The organism is Actinoplanes cyaneus, from assembly GCF_016862095.1.
GTDB lineage: Bacteria > Actinomycetota > Actinomycetes > Mycobacteriales > Micromonosporaceae > Actinoplanes > Actinoplanes cyaneus.
Window position 1 is genome coordinate 1 of the sequence record NZ_BOMH01000063.1, and the last position, 24,536, is coordinate 24,536.

Genomic DNA, 24,536 nt, shown 5'->3' on the forward strand with positions numbered 1-24,536 from the left:
TGTCCGCGCTCCGGCTGGCCTCCACGCTATAGCCAAGTTAGGCACTGCCGATGATTGCCCTACTGAGGGTGCGGCATGGTCGTACCCTCAGTAGTCCGATCGCAGGAGGCAAGAATGGGATTATCAGGCCGAGAGTGCCCCGACTGTGGTCGCAGTGTCCGCGAGCCGTTCGAGAAGACGATTACTGGGCGCGAGGTGTGCCCGGATTGCGCGAACGCCTTGTTCATGGGCTCGGCTGCAGGTTCGATCACCGGTGATGTCGGGTCCGGCTACGGGGTCTGGGCGATGCTCATGCGCAAGGTTCGGCGCTCCGGCTGAGTGGGGAGGGGATGTCCCGCAGCAGCACCGCCCCACCGTAATCGCGAGATGAACTCTCATGCCGCCGACAATGCTCGTTCCAGACCTGGGCTGGGGGCGGAGGTATCCGCCGTCCTACGGTGGCGCCGGTATGTCAGCGATGTGCAGCCCAGCCGCGTCCGTGCCGCTGCTTCAGCGGCAGCCGGTCGGCCCGCAAGACTGTCATAGCGTGCTTCTAGTGTGCGGGGATGGATGATCAGGTGGCTCGGATTAGCGGGAAGCTGGCGGTCGCGCGTGAGTCCCCGGTGGCGGCGCAGGTCTTCGGGGCTACCAACCATCAGTTCCGGCTCGGAGCTCGCCTGCCGGAGATCGTCGTGGCTGAGTTCGAGGAGCGGCACGAGGTCGAGTTGCCGGCCGCGTACCGCCGCTTCCTTGTCGAGCTGGGAAACGGCGGTGCGGGGCCGGGATACGGTCTGACGCCGTTGGAGGAAGCCTGTGGCAGATGCCTGCCGGGCCATCTGAGCAGGCCAAGTCCTTATCTGCCGGGGCGGGACTACGAGTGCGACTGGGTGATCCGATACGAAGAGCCCTGGGGAGTCGACAGCGTGTTCCTGCCGGGTACGTTGAACGTCGCTGATCACGGCTGCTCGCTCAACACGCGTTTGACGACCACCGGGCCGGCGCGGGGGCGGTTGTTCGACGTCGACAGCGGCGGCCTCCCGACGAGGAGCAACGCGCCGCAGATCGTTGAGGAACTCGACTTTCTCGCATGGTACGAACGCTGGCTGGATGAGGCGATCGCAGGGCCTGATTCCGGCGATTCCGGTACCTGGGGTGCGGGCGAACGACTGCCGGTCGAGGAAGCGGATCTCCTTGGCATTCTGGCCGGCGATCCGTCGGCGAATCGGCGGTTGCGTGCCCTGGGGTCGTTGTTGCGGTTGCCCGTGATCGGCGAGAGCGTCTGGATGGCCTTCGAAGCGGCACTGGACCACGATCCCGATCCTTTGGTCCGGGTCGGTCTGGCGAGCGCTTTGGTGCAGCACAACCGCTTTCCAAAACCGACGAAGCAGGAGTATGCCGAGTTGGTGAGGGACGCTGGCGCCGCTGGGCTGGAGACGTTGGAGTGGCTGGGCACGCTAACGGTTGAGATCCTGCTCCCGGAGCTGGTCCAGGCAGACGTTGCGCGTCGGCGAACGGCGACGCGTCTGCTGGGGTGGAGAGTTACCGGCGACGTTTCCCACGATGTGGTTATGGCTCTGCTCGGTGATGAGGACCGGCTGGTTCGGGCGCACGCGGTCTTCGCGGCGGACGGGTGTGACCAGTTCGCCCGGCACCTGCAGGCCATGAACGAAACCGAGACCGACCCGTGGGTCCGGATACTGCTACGGCAGGCCGCGGAAGACGAACGGTGGCAGAGGCAAGCCATGGAAATCGGGCAGGAGGTCACCGGGGAACCGCCTTCTTGATGATCAGCGCCACCCCGGCAGGAACCAAGTTGACCCCCGACTCCGGCAGCGTGAATGACCCGCTCGGCTCGGATGACGTCGAAGCATTACATTGCCGGTGTGCTGGACCCAGGTGCGCTGCGGACATCCGGATCTGCCGCTGTCCGCGCTCGGGCCGACCCGCCATCACCCCGGTCGTCACCCGACGCGGACCGGCGTGCTGGCGTGCCGAGTTGAGGACGTTCTCTGGCCAGCCGTGTTTCGCTCTGAGGCGGCCGTCCGGCGGCAGGAATTCGTGACTGAATCGTGAAAGCTAACCCGCTATCCTGACCGTATGTGCCGGTACGCCGAGACGCCCTACAAGGTTCACTACGTGTGCGTGCCGTGTCGCAGCAGCAGCAAGCAGCCATGGGATGGAGTGCCTCATCCGTGTACGCGTTGCCGTGTGCCAATGGTGCTTGCTGGCCATGACTTCGCTGCTCCCAGACGGCGGGACGCCTCCGCCTGGGCCGCCGTAGCAGCGGTGCTCGCCGCTGGACTGCGCTACGAAGGGTTCGAGACCTGCGGTTGCGGACGCGAACCTAAATCCCGGCCGCGTACCAGTGCACAGGTGCGGCAGCGTCGTCGCCTGGCGGTACGTCGCGGTGTTCCCATTACGGACATGCTCGCAGTTCGTGATCCCTACGGCGCTGCCTGAAGGCCATTCGTACGGGCATTCCACCTCCGTTGTCGTACGCGTTCTCATGCCGCGATGTGCGCCTCAGCCTAAACTCCCCGCGTCGCACGCCGTAGCGGCTGCCGCCTCGCGTGGAGCGGGTTCGGCGACCGGGTGTGTGCTCTTCTGGGCGTATTTAGACGGCTGGAGGTCGGGTGGTGTCGTAGAGATCTCGATCGAGAGCCCAGAACGCTTCGAGTCCATGATCAGTGATGTACTGCCGTTCGCTCTCGTGAATGGGGTAAATCCCCATGATCTGGATGATGTCGTGACCGTCGTGACCGATAGGGCTGACGTCGATGCGGCAGTCGCCACGGTCCAGGACGGCCGGAGCGAAGACAACGAACGCGGTCAGCGGTGACTGCGGGGTTACCGGTTGACCGAAGCGAATGGTGTTGCCGTAGGAGAACGGGCATGAACCACGAAGAATTTCGGCGAGATGCCCTACTACGCGTGCCCACCGCTCGTCGTCCGAGCGGACGCTGATGCACAGCTCCGGACGGCCGTGCTGCCATTCTGGGTGGTCCGCAAGTGAAAGTCCGTAGGTCAGGGCCGTGTTGAGCCCCTCTGGCAGATTCTCGTAGGCGATGACGGTGACACCTTTGAGGTCCTCGTGCGTCGAGTCGACCGGGAGGAATCGCGGCTCCACACCACCGCTGAGCCGATCCAAATGAGCGAGGTACTTCTCCACGCGCGAGGTCATTGCCGCATTCTCCTCCACCCCGTCACAACGCCCGGGCCGCCTGGAGCGAAGACGTCACCCCAGATCGGTCGCGCTCAACTGCCGCCGTCCGTGCGCCTACCCGTTTGGGACATACCGCTGAAGGTCGATCACAAATCGATGAAGGTGGAGGGCCGCCTGAGGCCCCGGGGGCTACCCGGCCTGGCTCTCGTTGCATCCTTGTTGATCCATCTGGTGTGAAAGCCAGGGCAATCCGAAGCGGTCGATCAGGGAAGCAATTTCTTCGGCCACGGCCTCCAGTTCAACGCCTGATCCGACAAGCCACCACTTGTCGGCTGCTTGCGGTGTGAGCTTGCCCAGGCGTTCCGTCGGCGCCCCGATGCCGTAACTGAGATTCGCCGAGGACGGTCGTTCTGGCAGGTGTGGCCATTCTTCCCGTGCTTTGGTCCAAGTGTTCTTGTTGATGACCGCAAGGTTGACCGTGAACTTAACCTCAGCGGCAGTGCCGGACACCGACTTCTGCAGCGAGAGTAGAGCCCAGCACCGATGGCATCTGAGTCCATAACTTCCCCTGGAGCCGGCGAACCCCCGTTCTCGTAACGCTGGACTCAGCCAATCATTCACAAATGCGGCAAAAATCTTCTGGGCCGGCTCGGCTGCCGGTGACTGCTTCACCGCAGGCGGACGGCGCCACCAGCTTGTGCCCACACGCGCACGCTAGCGGTGAACGGGTGGAACTAGGGCGTGTTTGCGCACCTCGGAGGGCCGACGCCTTAAACACGAACGATGGCGCGGCGGCTTTCGTCGCTCGACATCCTCTTCTGCCGCGATCCGCGCGGCTGGCTAGTGACGATGGCCCGTCGACGACGGATGCTCTGGCCGAATCGCCAGCCTCGACCGTCAGCCGGGTCGCACGCTCCTGCAGCGGCCCGGGTACCGGCATGGCTGAATCCCCTTCCAGGCTTCGATGCCTCCATCGAACCCGGGGCGGAACACAGCCCTCAACATCGCACAACGCGGTGTCGAGGGCTGGGTAGCAGTGAACCTGCCGTCCGTGGAGCGGGACAGAGACCCACGAGGTTGGCGGAAACCAGGCGGGCGGTTCAGTCCAGGTCGGTGTAGTTGAACGTGGCCGACGGGGTGAAACGGCTCGCCGTGCCGGTGCTCGCGGTGAACGACACCCAGGTCGGCCCCGCCTTGTCCGCCTTCGGGACCACGCAGGAGTACGCGTTGGCCGCCATCGAGGTGCACAGGGCCGCGGCGCCGCCGAACTTGAAGTCCTTCGCGCCGGTCGGCTCCCCGCCGGCGATCTTCACGGTCACCTTGGCGCCGCCGGCGACCTTGTCGCTGGTCGCGGAGATGCTGACGACGACGGGGACGTAGTTCACCGTGGCCGCGGTCCCGGCGACCCCGTCGTGCAGCAGGATGACGCTGCCCGACGCGGCCGGGGAGGCCGGCATCGTCAGCTTGACGTGGGTCGCGTCGACCCAGGCGGGCGTGACCTTGCTGGTGCCGACGGTGGCGGTGATCCGCTCGGCGGAGAACTCCTTCGCGGTCGTCCCGACCGTGCCGCCGGTGACCTCGAGGGTGACGCTGCCGCCGGACGCGCGGGCCACCGTGCCCTCCGCGACCTTGAGGCCGAGCGGCGCCCGGTAGGTGACCAGCCCGGACCCGGTGCCGCCGGGGGAGGTGACGGTGACCGCCGCGGCGCCGTTCTCGCCGGCCGGGACGACCGCCGTGATCTGGGTCGCCGACTTCACCGTGAAGCTGGTCGCCTTCTTCTCTCCGAAGCTGACCCCGGTGACCTCGTCGGAGAAGCCGACACCGGTGATCGTGACGGTCTCGCCGCCCGCGGTCGACACCTTCGCGGGCATGACGCCGGTGATCCCCGGCGCGTAGCGGATCGTCGCCTCGGAGGCGGGCCCGGCCACGCCGTCGTGGATCAGGGTGAGCTTCTGCGCGGTGGTCTTCGTGGAGGCGGGCGCGGTCACCTTGACGTGCGTCGCGTCGACCCAGGCCACTGTCGCGCTCGCGTCGCCGACCTTCGCGGTGACCTTCTCGGCGGCGAACTCCTTCGCCGTGGTGCCCACGGTGCCGCCGGTCACTGTCACCTCGACGGGCGTCCCGCCGGTCGGCTTGGCGCCGGTGACGTCCTTGAACGTCGCGCCCAGCGGCGCACGGTAGGTGAACGTGGCCGTCCCGGTGCTGGTCCCGGTGCTGTTGGTGACCTTCACGACCACCGCGCCGGCGGTGCCGGCCGGGGTGACCGCGGTCAGCTTGGTGTCCGAGACGACGGTGAACGACTTCGCGTTGACGTCGCCGAACTTCACGGCCGCCGCGTTGCCCGCCTCCAGGCCGGAGAACCCACTGCCGGTGATCGTGACCGTCGTCCCGCCCTCGGTCGTGCCTGACTTCGCGGAGACGGAGGACACCGTGGGGATCTTCGCGGCCGGCTTGTCGGCGCGCACGCCCACGGACGCGGAGGACGATCCGGCGTCCGCCCGCCCGGTGACCGCGGTGGCGGGGGAGGAGGCGAGCGTGACGACGGCAGCGGTCGCGACGGTCAGTGCGGCGGCCCGGCGGGCCTGCTTCGAGGTGGCCATGGCCAGTATTTTCCGTGACGACGAGTGTCGGCGAGTTCGCTTTCAGTTGCCGCCGGGGTGCCGGGTTGCGGCGCGGACAGGTCTGGGCTCCGTCACCGCGCGAAGCAGGCGTCGATCACCTCAGGTGACACCTCGGCCAGGGTTGCCGGCTGCCAGCGCGGGTTGCGGTCCTTGTCGATGATCTGCGCGCGGATGCCCTCGGCCAGGTCCGGCAGCCGCAGCATCGCCGCGGAGAGCCGCAGTTCCTGCTCCAGAGCAGATTCGAGATCCGGCAGTACGGCGGCAGACCGCAGCGACCGCAACGTGATCGTCAACGCGGTCGGCGACCGGGTGGCGATCTCCTTGGCGGCCGTCTGCGCCCCGGCCGCGGGGTGCGCCGCGAGCCGGCCGATGATCGTGGCGACGTCGTCCCCGGTGTAGCAGGCGTCGATCCACTCCCGGGCGCCCGCGAGGTCACCCGGCGGCGGCGTCGTGGCGAGCTCGGCGACCCGGCCCGGCTCCGCGATCAGCCGGGGCAGCAGCTCGGCGGCGACGAAGTGGTCGGCGAGCCCGGCCGCGATCCCGTCCGCGGCGCCGATCGGCGACCCGGTCAGCGCCAGGTGCGTGCCCAGCTCGCCGGGCGCGTGCGAGAGCAGCCACGACCCGCCCACGTCGGGGTGCATGCCGATGCCGACCTCGGGCATCGCCAGCCGCGACCGCTCGGTAACCACCCGGACCGACGCGTGCGCGGAGATCCCGATCCCCCCGCCCATGACCAGCCCGTCCATGATCGCGACGATCGGTTTCGGGTACGCCGCGATGGTCGCGTTCAACCGGTACTCGTCGGCCCAGAACCCGACCGACGCCGTCCCGCCGGAGACCGCGTCGGCGTGGATCTCCCGGATGTCGCCGCCCGCACAGAGCCCGCGCTCCCCGTTCCCGCTGATAACGACGGTGCCGACGGTCGTCGAGCCGGCCCAGTCGGCGAGGGCCCGTCGCATGATCGCCACCATCTCGGGCGTCAGCGCGTTGATCGCCCTCGGCCGGTTCAGCGTCAGCCGCCCGATCGCCCCGTCGACTTCCACGATCACCGGTTCGCTCTGCATGCCCCTTTATAACCGCCGGTGGCGTAGCCCCTGCCGGAGGCCACGCCACCGGGGATTCAGTAGGGTGGGCGGCGATGACCGACTGGGCCGAGCACGTGATCTGGTGGCACCTCCACCCCCTGACGTTCCTGGGCGCACCCCGCCAGGCGCTGCCGCCGGGGGCGCCGGCCGAGCCACGGCTGCGCAAGCTCGGGCCGTGGCTCGACTACCTGCTGGAGCTCGGGTGCAACGGGCTGGCGCTCGGGCCGATCTTCGAATCCGAGACCCATGGGTACGACACGGTCAACCACTACCGCGTCGACCGTCGCCTCGGCACCGAGGAAGATCTCCGGTGGCTGGTCGACGAGTGTCGCGCCAAGGGGATCCGGGTGCTGCTCGACGGGGTGTTCAACCACGTGGGGCGCGGGTTCGTGCGGTTCGGCGACCCGGCGTACGAGACATGGTTCCGTAAGGACGGCGACGACTTCGCGACCTTCGAGGGGCATCGGCATCTGGTCGCGTTGAACCACGACGAGCCGGCGGTCGCCGACTACGTGACCGGCGTGATGCGGCACTGGCTGGACTTCGGCGTGGACGGGTGGCGCCTCGACGCGGCGTACGCGGTGCCCCTGCCCTTCTGGAAGAGGACCGCGGGCGCCATCGACGGCGGGTGGTTCGTGGGCGAGGTCATCCACGGTGACTATCCGGCCTGGGTGCGCGACGGCGGCCTGGACTCGGTCACGCAGTACGAGCTGTGGAAGGCAATCTGGAGCAGCCTCAACGACCTGAACTTCTTCGAGCTGGCGTGGGCGATCGAGCGGCACGACACGTTCTCGGCGGACTTCGCCCCGATGACGTTCGTCGGCAACCACGACGTGACCCGCCTGGCCAGCATCCTCACCGACCGCCGGCACGTGGGCCTGGCACTGGCCGTGCTGTTCACGACCGGTGGCGTGCCGAGCATCTACGCCGGCGACGAGCAGGCCTTCCAGGGCGTCAAACGCGACGAGGAGAACGGTGACGACGACATCCGCCCCGCGTTCCCGTCCACCCCGGCCGGTCTCGCGCCGGACGGCTGGCCCACCTACCGCCTCTACCAGCAGCTGATCGGCCTGCGGCGGCGCCACCCGTGGCTGCACCGGGCGGTGACCCGCCCGCTGCACGTGGCGAACAAGCAGCTCGCGTACGAGGTGTCGGCCGGCGGCCACCGCCTGATCGTGCTGCTCAACGCCGCCGACCACGGCCACGAGTTCACGCTGGAGACCGGCCCGCTGCGCCCTCTGCTCAGTCACGACACCGCTGGCAACGGCACGTTCGTCCCCGGCCCCGGCTGGTCCATCCTCGAACCCGTCTGACCCGCGGCGACGCATCAGTCGGGACGAACCCCGAGGGCACGGCACGACGGCCATAGCCGATCCGACTCGTGACGAAGGCGAGCGCAGCCCACCGGACGGTCCGCGGCATGCCTTGCCGCCGCGCCGGTGCGGCTCGGTACGCTCGTTGCGCGGCGGGGCCGGTAGCGCAGAGGTCGACGCATACGGTTCGCATCCGTAAGGACGCCGGTTCGATTCCGGCTCGGCCCCGTCGCCCGGATATGTGCTGCACCCGCCGCAAGTGGATCACTAGACTGCGCGCTGGTGTGCCGTAGCGCAGAGGTCGTCGCGTCGCCTTCTCAGGGCGGAGGACGCCGGTTCGATTCCGGCCGGCACACCACCCACGGGGAGGCAGCGGGTGGATCTCGAGCGGCAGCGCGACCGTGAGCGGTATGCGCAGATCATGGAGTACGCGTCACCGGCCGGCATGATCCTGGAGGCCACGGCCGCGCGGCTGGCCGGCGACTGGCGGGCCGCGTGCGCCGCCGCGGCGGTGGACGTGCGGGTCGATCCGCTGGAGGTGCCCGCCCGGTTCGGCGCCGAGCGCGCCGCGATGCTCGAGGCCGAGTTGGCCGGGTTCGCGCCGGATTTCCTTCGTCGGCATCTGCCGCGAATGCGGACCGGGGCGCTCCGGCCGGGCATGCTCGTGGTGCTCGCCCGGGAAGCCGTCCGGATGCGGCGCGGCGTGCCGGTGCCGGTCGTGCGACTGCCCTGCACCGAGGACGCGCCGCAGCGGCTGGTGTTCCGGGTCATGGACGCGGGAGACCTGCCCAATCCGCGGCTGTGGCTGGCGCCGTGGACGTGGCAGGCCGGTGCGGTGGAGGAGCGGCGCTGGGCGTACGGGCCGTTCGCGGGGCGGGAGCCGTGGCGTTCCGCGGAGGGCGTGTCCGTCCCCGGCGACCCGGGGGTCGACCCACCCGGGGACGCGGCGTTGCTGCGATGGGGCACGCTCACCCCGGACCAGCTGCATCCGCTGGTGCACGAGGCGGATCGCCAATCTGTCCGAGAACGATCAGCAGGAGCGAGGAGGGACGGGGCTGACATGGATCAGGAAGCGCTGGCGGGCTGTCTGGCCGTCCTGAATCGGCTCGACGACCCGGACCTGGACCCGGCGGACCGTCTGACCCTCGAACGGGCGGTGACGGCCGCGGCCCGGCGGATCAAGCAGCGGGCCAAGGCGCGGCGGGCCGCGCAGACCCGGGCGGCGGATCGGGAGCTGCTCGCCGGCGCGGTCCGCTTCCACACCGAGATCCCGCCGGTGATCCCCGAGCCGGCCGGCGTGCCGGAGCCGCTCGGCACGCTGCGCCGCACCCGGCTCTGCTACGTGTGCAAACAGGAGTACCGGGAGGTCGACGCCGACTACCACCTGATGTGCCCGGGCTGTGCCGAGGAGAACCGGACGTGGCGGTCGGCGCGGACCGACCTGACCGGGCGCACCGCGATCGTCACCGGCGGACGGGTCAAGATCGGGTTCCGGGTGGTGCTGAAGCTGCTGCGCGACGGCGCGGACGTGGTCGTGACGACGCGGTTTCCCCACGACGCCGCCCGGCTGTTCGCCGAGCTGCCGGATTTCGGCGCATGGTCGGAACGGCTCCGGGTGTACGGCCTGGACCTGCTCGACCTCGCGGCCGTCCACGAGTTCATCGGCTTCGCCACCAGCCACTTCACCAGCCTCGACATCCTGATCAACAACGCGGCGCAGACGTTGTACCGGCCGCCCGAGTACTACCGGCGGCTGTCAGCGGGGGAGGCGGCCGGTCTCGACGGGCCGGCGGCGACGCTTGCCGTCACGGGCCGAAGCCCTCGCGCCGAGGTCGTCCCCGCCGGGTGGGGGCACTTCTTCCCGCCGGGGCTCGTGGACGAGACCGGTCAGCAGCTCGACCTGCGCCCGGTCAACTCCTGGATGCTGCGCGACACCGACGTAACCCCGCACGAGTGGCTCTCCGCGCACGTCGTCAACGCCTTCGCCCCGTTCCTGCTCACCTCCCGCCTGCGCCCGCTGCTCACCGCCGGACCGCGCCGGCACCGCCACGTCGTGCAGGTCTCCGCCATGGAGGGAAGCTTCTCCCGGGGCACCAAGACCGTCCGGCACCCGCACACCAACATGGCGAAGGCGTCGCTGAACATGCTGGTTCGCACGTCGGCGCCGGACTACGCCAGGGACGGGATCCTGATGAACGCCGTCGACACCGGCTGGGTCACCGACGAACGCCCGCATCCGCACAAACAGGACCAGCGCGCCGCCGGGTTCCGCCCACCGCTCGACGTCGTCGACGGCGCGGCCCGCGTCTACCACCCGATCGTCGCCGCCGGCCGCGGCGAGCCGATCAGCGGCCGATTCCTCAAGGACTACCGGAGTGTGCCCTGGTGACCATGCCGATCCGCTGCCCGGTGATCCAGAACCCGGAAGCCGGCCTCGCGCAGCCGTCCGATTTTGATCCGCTGATCTCCTGGCTCACCGACGCCTCCGGACAACGTCCGATCAACACCCTTCCCGGGTACGGCGATGAGCCCGCCCCGCCGGGTGACGCGCCCGCCCCGGGTGACGGCGGTCGTGCTCCCGCCGTGTTCCCGCGCGGCGCGGTGCAGCCCGACGGCCGCCTCGACCTGTGCAAGCAGGGCGTCGGCCCGGTCGAGGCCGGGCGGATCACGGCCGCCGCCGCCGGCAACCCGCACGTGCGTCACCTGCTGCTGGGCACGAACGCGCTCGGCAGCGAGGGCCTGACTGCCGTCGCCGCCGCGCTGCGACCCGGTCACGGGATCGAGACGCTGTACCTGGGCTGCAACCGGATCGGCCCGGACGGCGTGGCGATCCTCGCCGAGCGGCTCGCCGGCGACGACACCGTCCGGGCGCTGTGGCTCAAGCGCAACCCGGTCGGCGACGACGGTCTGGCCCGGCTGGCGGTGGCGCTGGCGGCGAACCCGCACCTGCGTACCCTCGATCTGGTCAACACCGGGATCACCGTGACCGGCTTGACCACCCTGGCCGACGCCCTCGTCGCCGGCGGTTCCCGGGTGCGGCGCCTCTTCCTCGGCGGCAACGGTCTCGGCCCGGACGCGGTGCCGGTCCTGGCCCGGCTGATCCACGAGGCCGGCGTCCACGAGCTCTACCTGGCGGCCAATCACCTGGGTGACCAGGGTGCGGCGGCGCTGGCGACGGTGGCCGCCGGCGTGCCGATGATCCTCGGTCTCGGCGGCAACGGCGTGACCGCGGACGGTACCGCTCACCTGGCCCGGCACTGCGCAGCCTGGCAGATTCTGGACCTGGCCCGCCCGCCGTCCGAGCGGGTTCTCGGCGCCCACCCCAACGATCTGGGCGACGCGGGCGCGGCGGCGTTCGCCGAGGTCCTGCCTGCGGCCCGGCTGCGCCGTCTGGACCTGCGCCTGACCGGCATCCGCGGGCGTGGTGCCCGGCTGCTGGTGGACGCGATCGCCTCCGGTCATCCCACCCTGGAGTACCTGGGCATCAACGGTGGCGTCCCGCGCCGCCAGCGGCGCCGCGCCGGCGCCCTGCTCGCCGACCGCCCGCGAACCGGCCCGCACCCGGACATCCGCGCGATCGCCAGCATCTACCGCTGACCACCCGGCGAGCAGTTCCCGCTCGATCCCCGGCGGGCGCGTCCACCGGCACCGGCAGGTGCATGGCCCGATCCGGCCGGCCGCAGTTTCCTTCGTCGTAATCGGGTGGCGGCGGTCACGGCGGTTCGGTACAAGAGCTCATGCCCTCCTGGATCATGACGGTCGAGCCGGTCTGCTCGCCGGACGCGTACGCCCTCCGCCGCGACTATTACGTCGAGGTCGCCGGTCGCTACCTGGGCCGACCGGCGACCGCCTCCGAGGTCGACGAAGGGCTGGCCGGGGACGGCGCCGAGCTGCTCGTCCCGCCCACCGGCCAGTTCGTGATCGGCCGGTGGGCCGGCCGGCCCGCGGCCTGCGGCGGTTTCCTGCTGTTGGGCGCCGGCCGGGCCGAGCTGACCCGTGTCTACGTCGCCCCGGACGCCCGCCGCGGCGGCGCCCGCCTCCTGCTGGCAGCGCTGGAGGAGCTGGCCGCGGCGATGGGCGCGACCGAGATGGTCCTCAACACCCGCCTGGACCTGGTCGAGGCGCGGGCCCTCTACAGCCGGTCCGGTTACGCCGAGATCCCGGCCTACTGCACCGGCCCCTACAACGAGGTCTGGTACGGCAGGTCAATCGTCTCGCGGTGACGAGAACCGGCGCCAGAACGCCTGCTCGTCCGCAGCCTTCGCGGCCCGTTTCGCCGCTGCCTCCACCCGGAACGACTCGACGGCCTCGTCGACGTGACCCTGCTCGATGAGCACCGTCGCCAACCGGACGGGATCGCTGCCCGGGCGGGATCGCAGCAGCGCGACGGCCTCCTCGAGGCGTCCGGCCTCCACCAGGAGCCGGGCGACCTCCGAAGGATCGTCGTGCATGTCGGCCATCGCCTCCTCGACTCGGCCGGACTCGGCGAGCACGCGGCTCCGCCGGAACCTGAGCCCGGTGTCCAAGCCGCCGGCGCGAGCGGCGAACTCGTCGAGAACGGTCAGCGCCTCGTCCGGCCGGCCGTGCCGGCACAGCAGGTCACACAGCAGGTCGACGACCCACTCGGCGTGCGGCTGTGCCGTGATGGGAAGCAGCACCGAGAAGGCCGCGTCCGGCCGGTTGCGCCGGGCGAGCAGCATGGCCAGCTCGGCAGCCACGTTCCAGTCACCGGTGAGGGGTTCCAGCACGGCGACTGCCTCGTCGATCCGGCCCTGCCGCTCCAGCCAGCGGGCGAGGTGGCAGGCCGCGGACCACCCGTCCATGGCGCGGACCTCGGCCTCCCGGCCGTGGCGGAGCAGCAGGCGCGTGAGCTGATCCTGGTGGTCGCCACCGCGTAACAGCGCCACCGCGTCGTCCACCCGTCCCTGCCGCTCCAGGACCATGGCCAGCAGCACGGCGGTCTCCGGTGGCTGGTAGGGCCAGGAACCGGGCTCGTGCCGCTCCGCCGCCATGCGGTCCCGCAGCAGCCCGGCGACTAGGTCGTCATGCCCGGTGCCGGCTGTCAAGGTCACCAGGGCTTGCGCAAAAACGAATTGTCCGGCGTACGGCGTGAGCAGCGCGATCATTTCCTCGATCCGCCCGTGGCGTGCCACCAACGTCGCCAGCCGCCTCGCCGCGTACGGCCCGCCGGCGTTGAGATGCTGCTTGACCAGCGCGATTGCCTCGTCGGCCGGAAGTAGATCGGCTGCCATGTCGACGGCCGCCCAGTGCCCGTGCTCGGAGAACGGGCGCAGGATGGTCAGTGCCGCCTGCGCATCGGCCTGCTCGGCCAGTGCCAGTGCCAGTGCGCAGTGCCAGTCGCCGTCCGCGGCATGTCGTCGGGCCACCTCGGAGTGGCCGTGCTCCAAGAGCGCCCGCGCCACCTCCTGCGGCAGCCAATCCTCCGGCCGATCATCCACGGCGACACGATACCGGCAGAGCGCGGCGGCGAACGACGCCAGGAAAGAACGACGCCGGGAAAGTAGGTTGCCGCCGGGGACAGAAGACGCGGGACGCGCTGTCATCCCTGCGGGAGGAAGCTCTCCGGCCGGGAGGTGCTCAGGCTGACGGCATGAGCGCAAGCATGAACGCCGAGCAGAGGCGCCTGCGGGACGCCGACACCGCCGCCGTGGACTGGCGGCGCTGGGGACCTTATCTGAGCGAGCGCCAGTGGGGGACGGTTCGCGAGGACTACAGCCAGGGCGGGGACGCGTGGGACTACCTGACTCACGACCAGTCCCGGTCGCGAGCCTACCGGTGGGGTGAGGACGGGATCGCCGGGTTCAGCGACGACCGGCAGCAACTGTGCCTGGCGCTGGCGATGTGGAACGGGCGGGACCCGATCCTCAAGGAGCGGTTCTTCGGGCTGACCAACGGTGAGGGCAACCACGGTGAGGACGTCAAGGAGTACTACTTCTACGTCGACGGCACGCCGACCCACTCGTACATGCGGATGGTCTACAAGTATCCGCAACGCGAGTTCCCGTACTACGACCTGGTCACCACCAATCGGGAGCGGAACTTCAGCGACTTCGAGTACGAGCTGGTCGACACCGGGATCTTCGCCGAGGATCGGTACTTCGACGTCGAGGTCGAGTACGCCAAGGCCGGCCCGGAGGAGGTCCTGACCCGGATCACCGTGCACAACCGGGGGCCCGAGGAAGCGACGGTGCACCTGCTGCCCACGGTCTGGTTCCGCGCCACCGGCGCCGAGGCGCGGCTGCGGTCCACCGGCGCGACGGTCGTGCAGGCCGAGCACGACGGGCTCGGCACGCGCTGGTGGTCCTGTCTCGGCGAGCACCAGCTGCTGTTCACCGAGAACGCGGACGGGCGCAAGGACGCGTTCGGGCGCTATCTGATCGAGGGCGAGAAGGAGGCCGTCAACGCCGACGGGACCGGGACCAAGGCCGCCGCGGTGGTCACGCTGACGCTGCCGGCCGGCGGGACCTCCGTCGTACGCGCCAGGCTCAGTGACCGGGCGCCGGCCGGGACCGACCAGGACGAGCGGGCCTTCGACGAGGTTGTCGAGGCGCGCCGCGCGGAGGCGGACGAGTTCTACGCCGGCCTGTTCGCCCCGTCCCTGAGCGAACCGGAACGCCAGGTGGCCCGGCAGGCTCTGGCCGGAATGATCTGGAGCAAACAGTACTTCGGGTACGACGTGGAGCGCTGGCTGCGCGAGCACGGCCGAAACCCGTTGAACGCGCCGGGCATCCGTAACGGCGAGTGGTTCCACCTGGACGCGCACGACATCATCTCGATGCCCGACACCTGGGAGTACCCGTGGTTCGCGGCCTGGGACCTGGCCTACCACGCGGTCGCGTTCAGCCTGGTCGACGTCGCGTTCGCCAAGTCGCAGCTGGAACTGCTGCTGACCCGCCGGTACCTGCATCCGAACGGGCAGATCCCGGCGTACGAGTGGAACTTCAGCGACGTCAACCCGCCCGTGCACGCCTGGGCCGCCTACCTGGTCTACGAGCTGGAGAAGGCCCGGACCGGCACGGGCGACCGGGCCTTCCTCGAGCGCGTGTTCCACAAGCTGTCGAAGAACTTCACCTGGTGGGTGAACCGCAAGGACATGGACGGGCGCAACGTCTTCCAGGGCGGGTTCCTGGGGCTGGACAACATCGGTGTCTTCGACCGCAGCGCGCCGCTGCCCACCGGCGGGCACCTCGATCAGGCCGACGGCACCGCGTGGATGGCGCTGTACTGCCAGAACATGCTGCAGATCGCGCTGGAGCTGGGCGACGGTGATCCGGTCTACCTGGAGGAGGCGCAGACCTACCTGGAGCACTTCGCCTGGATCGCGGCCGCGGTGAACGACGCCGGCGGTGGCGCCACGATGTGGGACGAGGAGGACGGGTTCTTCTACGATCTGCTGCGCGCGCCGGACGGGTCGGCGCAGCCGCTGCGGGTGCGTTCCATGGTGGGCCTGCTGCCGCTGGCCGCCGCCACCGTCTACGACAAGGCTCTGATCGACAAACATCCGCAGGTCATCCAGGAGGCGAAGGCGTTCCTGGACCGGAACGAGCACATCGACATGGGTGGCCGGCACGGCCGTCTGCTCGCCCTCTTCGACGAGCAGCGGTTGCGGCGGATCCTGGCCCGGATGCTCGACGAGGACGAGTTCCTCAGCCCGTACGGGATCCGGGCGGTCTCTCGCCACCACGCGGAGCACCCGTTCGAGTTCTATGTCGGTGATGAGAGGTACAGCGTCTCGTATCAACCGGCCGAGTCGGAGAACGGGATGTTCGGCGGGAACTCGAACTGGCGTGGCCCGATCTGGTTCCCGGTCAACGCTCTGATGATCCGGGCCCTGCTCAACCTGTACGTGGGGTACGGCGACGGCTTCACCGTGGAGTGCCCGACCGGCTCCGGCCGGCAGATGACGCTCTTCGAGGTGGCCCGGGAGATCTCCGACCGGCTCACCAGGATCTTCCTGCCCGACGACCAGGGGCACCGGCCGTGCTACGGCGGTAACCAGGTCTTCGCGGGCGAGCACTGGCGCGACCTGATGCTGTTCTCCGAATACTTCCACGGCGACAACGGGGCCGGGATCGGCGCCGCGCACCAGACCGGCTGGACCGGGCTGGTCGCGGTCTTCCCCAACCTGTTCGCCGGCTTGACCGGCCAGGACCTGCTCGACAACGGGATGACCGGGGTGTTCCACAAGGCCTCGGTCCAGGACCGGCAGAAGTGACCGGCTGGGCCGGCCGCCCGGCGGCGGCCGGCCCAGCCGCTCAGAAGACCGTCAGCCAGTCGTCGCGCATGCCGACGACCGTCCAGCCCTGGGTCTCCGGCTCCTTCAGCGCCTGCGCGGACCCGGCGACGTAGTCGAACTCCCGCATGCCGTCGTCGTGCTCGACGAGCAGGCGCAGGTACGGCTTGCCGGGATGCTGGGTGAAGGCGAGCATGTCGATCTCGCCGTTGGAGTTCCCCGCGGCGAGCAGGGGCCGGCGCCCGGCCCGGCTCAGGCGCCGGACGCGGCGCACACGGGCGAAGCACGTTCCAGGCGGGCGGCCAGGGCGGCGGCCGCCGCGGCGGGTGGCCAGTCGACGCCGCTGACCGGATGAGCGAGCACCCGGCGGGCCAGACCGGCCGACTTGCCGCGGCCCGTGGCGAGCGAGGTCAGCACGGCGCGGGCCGCGTCGTCGACCGGCCCGATCCCATCGGCCGTACAGAGCTGGTCGAGCAGGGTGAGCAGCGCGCAGAGCGCGCGCGCCGGAAGGGCACACCACGCCGGAGCGCTCGCGGTGAGAGCCCGCCGCACCACCGTCGCGTGCAGTGGCGAGACCGCGGAGACCCGGCGGAGCGCCTCGACCGTGCGGTACCCCGCCGGTCCCGCCCAGACCCAGCTCAGGCCGGACGGCGCCGGGGCGGACAGCGCGGCGCCCAGCTGCGGACTGGTCAGGCGGCCGTCGTCGATGAGTTGGACGAACAGGTCGGCCGCGAGAGCCCGTCGCTCCGCGCTGTCGCCGGCGGCCTCGCGCAGCAGCCGGGACATCGCCTCGGCGGGCAACGGCTGGCCGGGCTCGAGCAGCCAGCGCAGGGCCCGGCGGGCGTGCAGGCCGACGGTCCAGACCCAGCCGGTGTCTCCGGGCCAGTGGGTGCTCGCCCAGGCGGTGCTGTAGCGAGCATCGCCGGCGAACTCGTGCCACCGCTGCCACGCCTGGAACTCCGGCAGGTGGGTCATCTCCAGATAGATGCCACCGCCGGGCATCGGCACGTGGCGGGCCTGGTCGTACGCACTGTTCGGCAGGATCTCGATCTCGGCGGGCGGCGCGGCGGCGGGCTCGCCGAAGAGGTAGGGCGGCCCGGCGTGCGGCTGCCCGAGCTGCCAGGCGACCGCCCGGCGCACCGTCTCCGGAGCGGTGCCGACCGCCGCGCCACCGTCACCCGTCTCCGGGCCGGCGCCGCAGGCGGCTCGCACCACCGCCGCCAGGACGCCCGGGACGCCGGACAGCCGCTCGAGGGCAGCGGCGCGGCCCCACGGCGCGAGCCGGGTGACCGCGATCGCGGTGTCGAGCGGCCGTTGCAGAGCCTGGTCCCCGGTCTCGATCACGCGCTCGGCCAGCACGACCGGATCGATCCAGCCCTCCCGGTCGGTGGGATAGGCCAGGAGCCGGCTCGCCACCCCGTCACGCACCATCACGAGCACCTCGCGGAGCCGGCCGAGCAGCCAGCCCCGGGGCGTGTCGAGCGGCACCGCGGCGGGCAGCTCCCGGCCGGGGTCGAGCCAGTGCGCGAGCAGATGGCAGAAGTCTCCGCCGATCTGCTCACCCCATTGCGGAGCGTCCCTCTCGAAGCACCGGTTGACCCGGTCGATCACCGGTCCGACCCGCAGACCGAAGTCGCCGGGACGCGCCAGGTGCAGCGCGGCCAGTCCGTCGAGCGCCCGATCGAGGTCGTGCGCCCACCGATTGGTCCTGTCCAGCACGAGCAGCAGTGCCTCGATCAGCTCGTCGAGATCGCCGATCGGCAGAATGGGGTCGGAGCCGGGCCGGGCGTCGAGCCACGGGCGCGGGGTGACCGGGGGTGGTTCGACGCCGTCCCGGGTGGCGGCCACTGCCGTACCGAGATCGCCGACGTCCCCGAGGGATGCGGCCCGGGTCAGCAGGCCGGCGAGGTCGGGGCCGGGCCTGGCCGGCGCGCCGGGAAGGGGCAGGAGCGCGGCGACCGACGGGGCCAGGCCGGGCGCCGCCCCGGTCAGCGTCTGCCGGACCGCCGGGTCGGCGAGGTGCGGGAGCAGCCCCTGCACCGCGTCCTGCTGCACGTCGGGCCGGGTGTGGGCGAGCGCCGGCGCCAGTGCCGCGGCGGCCCGCGGAGCAGGGTGGCGTCGCGGCGCAGCGCCGAGACGATCAGCCGCACCGCCTTGCGTGCGGTCCCGGCGGAGGCGGCGCCGGTGGCCGGGCCGAGGTGCGCCACCACGTCGGCCGGGTCGAGCGAGCCGGCCCGGTCCAGTTTCAGCAGGGTCTGCACGGCGTAACCGGCCAGCCCCGGAATCTGGTGACCGGCCAGCCGCAGCAGCCGCTGCCGCCGGGCGGCGAACTCGGCGACGGACGGTTTCAGCTCGGTCAGGAACTGCTTGTAGGCCGGCGCGTCGGCGCCGATGTCCCCGCCCATCGCGTCGAGGACGTCGCTGATCAGGCGTTCCCGCAGCGGATCGCCGGTCGGCAGCAGACCGCCGAGCAGCGGCGACCACACCCGGTGCCGGGTGAGGCTGTGGTCCGCCTCCCGGCGGGTGCGCTGCTCGCCCCGCACGAGCACGCCGAGCCCGCCGGGACGGGCGAGCAGAGCCGGTAGGTCCGTGTCGATCAGGGCCGGGTCGCGGCGCACCAGCTCGGCGAGCTCGTCGACGGTCTGCCCGGCGTACCGGGCGACGCCGTGCAGCCAGCGGTCGTCGGTGGGCCGGCCGGTGAACCCTTCGACGATCAGACGCCAGGCCGGCTGCCACAGCCAGTTCCCGTAGTCCAGATACTCCTCGACGAGCCGCTCCAGCCAGGCCGGGCGGCGCTCGGTGAGGACCCGATGCCCGGCGTCGGACGCGAAGACGCGCTCCAGATGGCCTCGCCGGTACCACCCGTCCTGATCGTCGTGGATGTCGATCGCCGGTGGCCACGACCCGGGAGCACCGGTGCCGAGCCAGGCCAGGTGCGCTGCCGTCAACTGCCGGCGAACCCGGCGCAGCCCGTCGCGTCGCGGGCCGAAGTCGTAGACCAGTTCCTTGTCGAGCCGGTGCAACTCGTCGGCCCGGGCCGCCACGGCGGGCTCGAGCGTGGCCCGCTCCGGCTCGGACAGGGAGCCCAGCAGCGCGACGACGGTCTCCTCGTCGGCCTCGTCGATCGCCACGAGCAGCTGTTTCTCCAGGACGGACCCGTTCACGAGCCGGACTCCTCGTCATAGGTGCTGGGTGGGCGCGTCGATCACGCCCGGACCAGAAACTAGCGGACGGGTACGACATCTCCGGGCCTGCTCAGCTCGGCGAGCTGACCGTGGGCTCGCGGGAGGTCGCCGGTCCTCGCCCATCCGGTCGCGCTGGTCCAGCACGAAGCCCGCGAGCCAGGAAGTCGCCGCCAGCGCCAGCACGCCGAGGGTCAGCAGCGGCCAGCCGCGGCCCGGTACTCGGTCGAACACCACGGTGAAGGTGGCCCACAGTCCGCCGGTTCCGATCCGGCGGCTGGCGCGACCCGTGGGTGACGCCCTGATCGATCGCTGAGGTTCCTGATGCCGGGAGGACCCGCCTGCCCGGGAACGCGCCGGTGCGAGCGGGTCCCCCTGTCCTCAGCCGTTCCGCCAGCTTCTCGTGGACAGGACCAGGCGATACCCGTCGGGGTCGGCGACGGTGACGCCCCACCGGTCCCAGTAAGCGGACTGCTCGACCCGCCGTCCACCGGCCTCGACCAGCCGGGCGATCAGCCTCTCGTCCACCGGGCCGTCGAGGTAGATGACGAACAGGTCCTCGGTGGTCGGCGTCGGCTCGACGATCAGATTTGGACCGCCGACGAGCTCCAGGTGCCAGGCCGCGCCGGGCAGCCCGAGCATGATCAGGTCATGCTCGCCGGGACCGTTCGCCTCCGCGCGGAACAGCACTCGCAGGCCCAGGCCGCCGGCGTAGAAGCGCTCGGCGGCGATCAGGTCACGGCTAGGGCGGGCGATGCGGATCGCAGCGCTGGGATCGATCATGTTCATAGCGTAGGGCCGGTGGGGTCAGCATTCCGGCCGGGTGTGAGCGAGAGCAGCAACGCCGACAGGGCCGCGAAGAACGCCGCGCCCAGGTACACCAGCCCGGGCGAGGTCCACGCGAAGACCGCGCCGGCGGCCAGCGGCACCACGGTCTCGGCGACCGCGGCGAGGCTGGTCAGTCCGCCCTGCACGGTTCCCTGCTCGTCCGCGCCGATGCTGCGGGACAGCCAGGAGCTCGCCGCCGCGCCGGCCGTCGAGGACAGCACCGCCACCGCCTGCAGCAGGTAGAACATCCACGGGACGGTGACGAACGCGAACCCCGCGAAGACCAGGGCGCTGAGTGCCGTCCCGGCGACCGCGGCCGGCTTCTCGCCCAGCGCGCTGACCACCGGGCCGGTCGCCCGTGCCTGGAAGAGCGCCCCGGCCAGCGCGCCGGCCGCCATCACGACGCCCACCTGCGCGGTTCCCCACGCGAACTGGTAGGTCAGGAAGAACGCCCACGTCGACTGCTGGATCATGCGAGCCAGGTCGGCGTGCAGACGGGCGTGCGCGAGCCGTCCCAGGACCGGCCGTCCCAGGATCGCGGCGATCGCGGTGACCGGGTTGACCAGCCCTGGGGTCAACGGCGTGGTCCGGTCGCCGGGGCGGGACTCGGGCAGGACCAGCCGGCCGTAGGCGACGTTCGCGAACGACAGCCCGGCCGCGGCGAGAAAGGGCAGCCGCACGTCGACGGTGCCGAGCAGCCCGCCCATGATCGGCCCGGCGACGAAACCCAGGGCAAAGGCAGAGCCGATCATCCCGTACGCCCGTGGCCGCTCCCCGGGGGTGCAGACGTCCGCGACGTACGCGTTGACGACGGTGTTCGTCCCCGCACACGCACCGGCCACGGCGTGCACGATCAGAAGCGGCCACGGGCTGGAGGTGGCCGCGTGCGCGAGCCAGTCGAACCCGAGGCAGGTGAGGGACACCAGCAGGACGGGCCGGCGTCCGTACCGGTCGGAGAGTCGCCCGAGCAGCGGCGCGACGGCGAACTGCAGCAGGCCGAAGACCGACCCGAGCAGCCCCGACCACAGCGCCGCGTTCGCGGTGACCGAGGTCAGCAGGGCCGGCAGAATCGGCACGACCAGGCCGAGCCCGAGCATGTCGACGAAGACGGTGATCAGCAGAAAGGAGAGGGCGGGTGCCCGGCGCATCGATGGCTCCTGAGTCACGAGAAGGGCAGGGGCCCCTCCCGACTCACGCCGCGAGCACGGAGGATCAGACTATCTGTGCTGTCAAATCATTTTCCGGTACGCGATACAGTCGCGTTCGTGATCATCGACGACGCTGATGTCTACGTGACCAACGCGGCCGCCATGCTGTCCGGGATCGCCCGCGAAGCCCGTGATCACGGCGACCACGTGCGCGCCGAGCTGCCCGCCGTGACCCGGATCCTGCTGCGCCGCCCGGCCCCGATCGGCCCGCTGCTGGACGGTGTGCCCGGCCCGGTGACGATCGAGGACGTCTTCGGCCCGGAGGAGCCGGCCCCGTCGGCGACCGTCCTGCGCCTGCCGACCATGGTCCGCCCCGCCGGCCCGCCCGCGCAGGCCCCGCCGCCCGGCGTCGTGCAGGTGCGCGACGAGGACGGACTCGCCGTCGCCGAGCGGGTGATGATCGACGGTTTCCCGTTCCCGCGGTACCAGCCGGTGGTCCGCGGTCACGCGCTGCCGCCGCGGCTGCTGGGCCTGCCCGGCTGGCGCTTCTGGCTCGCGTACTCCGATGGTGAGCCGGCCGCCGCCGCCTACACCTTCGACGACGGCGCGGCCGTCGGGCTGTACTGGCTGGCCACCCTTGCGGAGTTCCGGTCCCGTGGTCTCGGGCGGGCGATCCTGAACCGCGCTTTCGAGGTCTACCCGGAGCAGCCGTTCACCCTCACGGCGACGGAGGCCGGTCTCCCGCTCTACGAGTCGCTGGGCTTCCGCACCGTCGCCATCGCCACGTGGTACACGCGGTCCTGAGCGCTTCAGCTCGCAGGGTGTCGGGTCTCAACTGCCGCCCTGGTGGTCTTGAGTGACACCGATCAGCGACATCGCTTCGGACATCGGCACCGGGCGGCGGGACGCAGCGCTGATGTCCTTACCCTCCTCGGTCCACGGCGGAGGCCACGTGCTGATGGCTTGATCGAGTCGACACGCCTGGACTTCAGGTTCCCATCCCGGCCATCGCAGGTCCCGGTAGAACGCTGCCGCCGCGCCGCTGATCATGGCAGCGAGCCAGTCGCCGTAGCCTTGCTCGCAGTCCTCCCAGCCCAGGGTGTCCGGGGCGAGATACCAGATGGTCGGCTTACCGGTGGCGTCCGGCATCCAGGCGAACTGCCCACCCAAGACGCCTGGGCCACGATGACACCGCCGGCGACGTTGTCATTGACCTCACCCAGGCTGGCCAGATGATGCTCGTCGTTGCCGGAACCCAAGATCCGCAGCCAACCGTGATCGAGTACGAGACCACCGCTGCGATGCACCACCGCACCCAGCCATGACCGCGTCGTCACCTGCGCCCGCAGCAGTTCCTCGTCGGCGCGTTGCGGGTCAGCGGCAAGCACGAGGGCCGGATACGGTGCCCCGGCGACAGCGGCCTCGATCTCCGGCCATGCCGAATCATGCACGTCGATCAGATCCGTCAGCGGGCGCACGGTGGCACTTTACAGGCGGCAAACTCTGCTACTCCCGCGCTTCTCGGCACAGGCGCGCACGATCGGCGGCCTGAGAGTAAGTGTCGTCGGAGGAACCTCGGGCCGGGTCACCGATTGGTCAGGCATGATCTTGGTGTGGTGACAGCGGAGGACTACCGATGGTTCCAGCGCGATGACAATGAACTCACGCTGGGTTTTTGCCTGTCCTTCATCAAAGGGCTTACGGCTGGTGAAGCGACCGGTCGGCTCGGAAACGTCGAACTCAGCGACACGACCGTGAGGGAGGTTCCTGGCGGAACGCTGATGCTGGAGCGTTACGGCGCTCTGGGAACCGATAGCCGGATCAGCGAACCCTTGTCCGCCGGCACCGACGTGGTCGTGGTCTTCGACAGCGAACACAGCGACGCGCAGTTGCAGTGGCTGCATGACGGTGACCTTCGGCTGGAGTGTGATCCCTACGCGGTGAACTGGAGATCGGGCAGTGACCCCGACGCGCTGCTCGGCCCGATGCGCGAGCTTGGGTTCAACTTCAGCGCGGCCGACGAGCCGGACGACCCGGCATGGGTCTACGACGAGGACGCGGTACTGCGAGCATTCGCCCTCGCCGAGCAGGTGACCGGAGTCAAGTTCCCGGAGGAACTGGTGCCGGTCGAGGCACCCGAGGACGAGCCGGAGGATGTTTGGGATGGTGTCAGCTTGCCCGACGACCGGATGCGGGCCGCCGGCACCAGCGGCGCGGACCTGGCTGGCACGGACCTGCCTCTACTGCGCGCGCTGTTCCAGGCAGGGGACGCGGTATGCCAGGAGATCGCCCGGTGGGCCGAAGAATGGGCGTTCGACGAGGCCGAGGTCGCCGGGCGACCACACGCCGAGGAGGTTCTCGCCGCTCTTCGTTCCGGCGATGACGTCCCAGATCTGCTGATCTTCCAAGTCTCCCGGCACCTGGATCCACGGCCGATGATGCCAACCCGAGAGGCCGACGGCCGGCTGGACCGCGGAAGCCGGCACTCGCTCTTCCTGGAGATGCTGCACAACCGAGGCAACACCCATCCGCTCGCCGCAGCGTGTGACGCGCTGGCCGCAGCTGCTGCCCTTGACGCCGGCCGCGTCCACCGATTGCACGCCGATCTGCGGCGCACCTTCCCCCAACTCGACACGACGGGTCACTAGGACACGTCCGGCCGCGGTAACCACGGTGGCGGCCGGCCTTGGGCTGCGGGCTGGTCCTCACCGTGGTGACGCCGCCGCCAGAACCACGGTGAGCACCAGCCGGAAGCGCGCTGGCTCTGACCGTGGTCATGCAGGACGAACAGCCACGGTGAGGACCAACTGCGGGCCGTGGGCCGGCCGCCACGGTGGTTTCGGCGGCGGCATCACCACGGTGAGCGCCAGCCGGAAGCGCAACCTCGCGCGCTGGTTGTCCGGCCGCGGAGTCCGCCTTCGATCCGCTACGACCACGCCCGCCAGGGCGGCACCCTGCGTCGT

The 24,536-nt window shown here is 70.6% G+C and carries 20 protein-coding genes and 2 tRNA genes; 10 read left to right on the forward strand and 12 right to left on the reverse strand.

Annotated elements, in window-relative coordinates; all coding sequences use genetic code 11:
• The first annotated feature begins 545 nt into the window (after positions 1-545).
• A complete protein-coding gene (locus tag Acy02nite_RS36695) occupies positions 546-1,763 on the forward strand; it encodes a hypothetical protein (protein ID WP_203752047.1) in 1,218 nt (405 codons plus the stop codon).
• An 830-nt stretch (positions 1,764-2,593) separates the two neighbouring features.
• Here Acy02nite_RS36695 and Acy02nite_RS36700 read toward each other — a convergent pair.
• From Acy02nite_RS36700 to Acy02nite_RS36715, 4 genes are all read right to left on the reverse strand, one after another.
• On the reverse strand, positions 2,594-3,160 hold the full coding sequence (locus Acy02nite_RS36700) for a suppressor of fused domain protein (protein WP_203752051.1): 567 nt from the start codon (positions 3,158-3,160) through the stop codon (positions 2,594-2,596).
• A 171-nt stretch (positions 3,161-3,331) separates the two neighbouring features.
• Positions 3,332-3,847 carry a DUF4304 domain-containing protein gene (locus Acy02nite_RS36705; protein WP_203752054.1) on the reverse strand — a complete coding sequence of 172 codons (516 nt, stop codon included), beginning with the start codon at positions 3,845-3,847 and terminating at the stop codon, positions 3,332-3,334.
• Positions 3,848-4,242: 395 nt separating this feature from the next.
• Positions 4,243-5,742: an IPT/TIG domain-containing protein gene (locus Acy02nite_RS36710; protein WP_203752057.1), complete on the reverse strand. Its 1,500-nt coding sequence runs from the start codon at positions 5,740-5,742 to the stop codon at positions 4,243-4,245.
• 92 nt (positions 5,743-5,834) lie between these two features.
• On the reverse strand, positions 5,835-6,827 hold the full coding sequence (locus Acy02nite_RS36715) for an enoyl-CoA hydratase/isomerase family protein (RefSeq protein ID WP_203752060.1): 993 nt from the start codon (positions 6,825-6,827) through the stop codon (positions 5,835-5,837).
• Positions 6,828-6,901: 74 nt separating this feature from the next.
• Here Acy02nite_RS36715 and Acy02nite_RS36720 point away from each other — a divergent pair, with 74 nt between their 5' ends.
• From Acy02nite_RS36720 to Acy02nite_RS36745, 6 genes are all read left to right on the forward strand, one after another.
• Positions 6,902-8,161, forward strand: coding sequence for an alpha-amylase family glycosyl hydrolase (locus tag Acy02nite_RS36720; RefSeq protein WP_203752063.1), 1,260 nt, complete (start codon positions 6,902-6,904; stop codon positions 8,159-8,161).
• Between the two features lie 155 nt (positions 8,162-8,316).
• Positions 8,317-8,389 (forward strand) — tRNA-Ala (locus Acy02nite_RS36725).
• 55 nt (positions 8,390-8,444) lie between these two features.
• Positions 8,445-8,517, forward strand: a tRNA-Glu gene (locus Acy02nite_RS36730).
• A gap of 20 nt (positions 8,518-8,537) precedes the next feature.
• Entirely contained in the window at positions 8,538-10,550 is a 2,013-nt protein-coding gene (locus Acy02nite_RS36735; RefSeq protein ID WP_239175514.1) for an SDR family NAD(P)-dependent oxidoreductase, read from the forward strand.
• A gap of 2 nt (positions 10,551-10,552) precedes the next feature.
• Complete coding sequence (locus Acy02nite_RS36740) at positions 10,553-11,758, forward strand: leucine-rich repeat domain-containing protein (protein WP_239175535.1); 1,206 nt, start codon at positions 10,553-10,555, stop codon at positions 11,756-11,758.
• A 140-nt stretch (positions 11,759-11,898) separates the two neighbouring features.
• Positions 11,899-12,384, forward strand: a complete 486-nt coding sequence (locus Acy02nite_RS36745; RefSeq protein ID WP_203752067.1) for a GNAT family N-acetyltransferase — start codon at positions 11,899-11,901, stop codon at positions 12,382-12,384.
• On the opposite strand, the gene Acy02nite_RS36750 is transcribed toward Acy02nite_RS36745, so the two are convergent.
• A complete protein-coding gene (locus tag Acy02nite_RS36750) occupies positions 12,367-13,620 on the reverse strand; it encodes a tetratricopeptide repeat protein (RefSeq protein WP_203752069.1) in 1,254 nt (417 codons plus the stop codon). The two genes, Acy02nite_RS36745 and Acy02nite_RS36750, sit on opposite strands and share 18 nt — an antisense overlap.
• A 152-nt stretch (positions 13,621-13,772) precedes the next feature.
• On the opposite strand from Acy02nite_RS36750, the gene Acy02nite_RS36755 reads away from it, so the two are divergent.
• Positions 13,773-16,397, forward strand: a complete 2,625-nt coding sequence (locus tag Acy02nite_RS36755) for an MGH1-like glycoside hydrolase domain-containing protein (RefSeq protein ID WP_203752071.1) — start codon at positions 13,773-13,775, stop codon at positions 16,395-16,397.
• A gap of 40 nt (positions 16,398-16,437) precedes the next feature.
• On the opposite strand, the gene Acy02nite_RS36760 is transcribed toward Acy02nite_RS36755, so the two are convergent.
• The 5 genes from Acy02nite_RS36760 to Acy02nite_RS36780 form a co-directional block, all read right to left on the reverse strand.
• A complete protein-coding gene (locus Acy02nite_RS36760) occupies positions 16,438-16,689 on the reverse strand; it encodes a hypothetical protein (protein ID WP_203752073.1) in 252 nt (83 codons plus the stop codon).
• The gene (locus Acy02nite_RS36765) at positions 16,668-18,470 is read right to left on the reverse strand and encodes a hypothetical protein (protein ID WP_203752075.1); all 1,803 of its coding nucleotides are present in this window, start codon (positions 18,468-18,470) and stop codon (positions 16,668-16,670) included. The genes Acy02nite_RS36760 and Acy02nite_RS36765 overlap by 22 nt, the downstream gene beginning before the upstream one ends.
• Positions 18,404-19,579, reverse strand: a complete 1,176-nt coding sequence (locus Acy02nite_RS36770; protein ID WP_203752077.1) for a hypothetical protein — start codon at positions 19,577-19,579, stop codon at positions 18,404-18,406. Before Acy02nite_RS36770 ends, Acy02nite_RS36765 begins: the two co-directional genes overlap by 67 nt.
• Before the next feature lie 399 nt (positions 19,580-19,978).
• Complete coding sequence (locus Acy02nite_RS36775; RefSeq protein ID WP_203752079.1) at positions 19,979-20,380, reverse strand: VOC family protein; 402 nt, start codon at positions 20,378-20,380, stop codon at positions 19,979-19,981.
• A 2-nt stretch (positions 20,381-20,382) separates the two neighbouring features.
• Positions 20,383-21,573 (reverse strand): MFS transporter, encoded by a 1,191-nt coding sequence (locus tag Acy02nite_RS36780; protein ID WP_203752082.1) that lies wholly within the window; start codon positions 21,571-21,573, stop codon positions 20,383-20,385.
• A gap of 117 nt (positions 21,574-21,690) precedes the next feature.
• Between Acy02nite_RS36780 and Acy02nite_RS36785 the strand changes: the two genes are divergently transcribed.
• Positions 21,691-22,377, forward strand: coding sequence for a GNAT family N-acetyltransferase (locus Acy02nite_RS36785; RefSeq protein WP_203752084.1), 687 nt, complete (start codon positions 21,691-21,693; stop codon positions 22,375-22,377).
• Between the two features lie 27 nt (positions 22,378-22,404).
• On the opposite strand, the gene Acy02nite_RS47320 is transcribed toward Acy02nite_RS36785, so the two are convergent.
• Positions 22,405-22,722, reverse strand: coding sequence for a DUF2625 family protein (locus Acy02nite_RS47320; protein ID WP_264653385.1), 318 nt, complete (start codon positions 22,720-22,722; stop codon positions 22,405-22,407).
• Positions 22,620-23,051, reverse strand: a complete 432-nt coding sequence (locus Acy02nite_RS47325) for a DUF2625 family protein (RefSeq protein WP_267548611.1) — start codon at positions 23,049-23,051, stop codon at positions 22,620-22,622. Before Acy02nite_RS47325 ends, Acy02nite_RS47320 begins: the two co-directional genes overlap by 103 nt.
• A 135-nt stretch (positions 23,052-23,186) precedes the next feature.
• Here Acy02nite_RS47325 and Acy02nite_RS36795 point away from each other — a divergent pair, with 135 nt between their 5' ends.
• Positions 23,187-24,221 (forward strand): DUF6461 domain-containing protein, encoded by a 1,035-nt coding sequence (locus tag Acy02nite_RS36795; protein ID WP_203752087.1) that lies wholly within the window; start codon positions 23,187-23,189, stop codon positions 24,219-24,221.
• Positions 24,222-24,536: the final 315 nt, after the last annotated feature.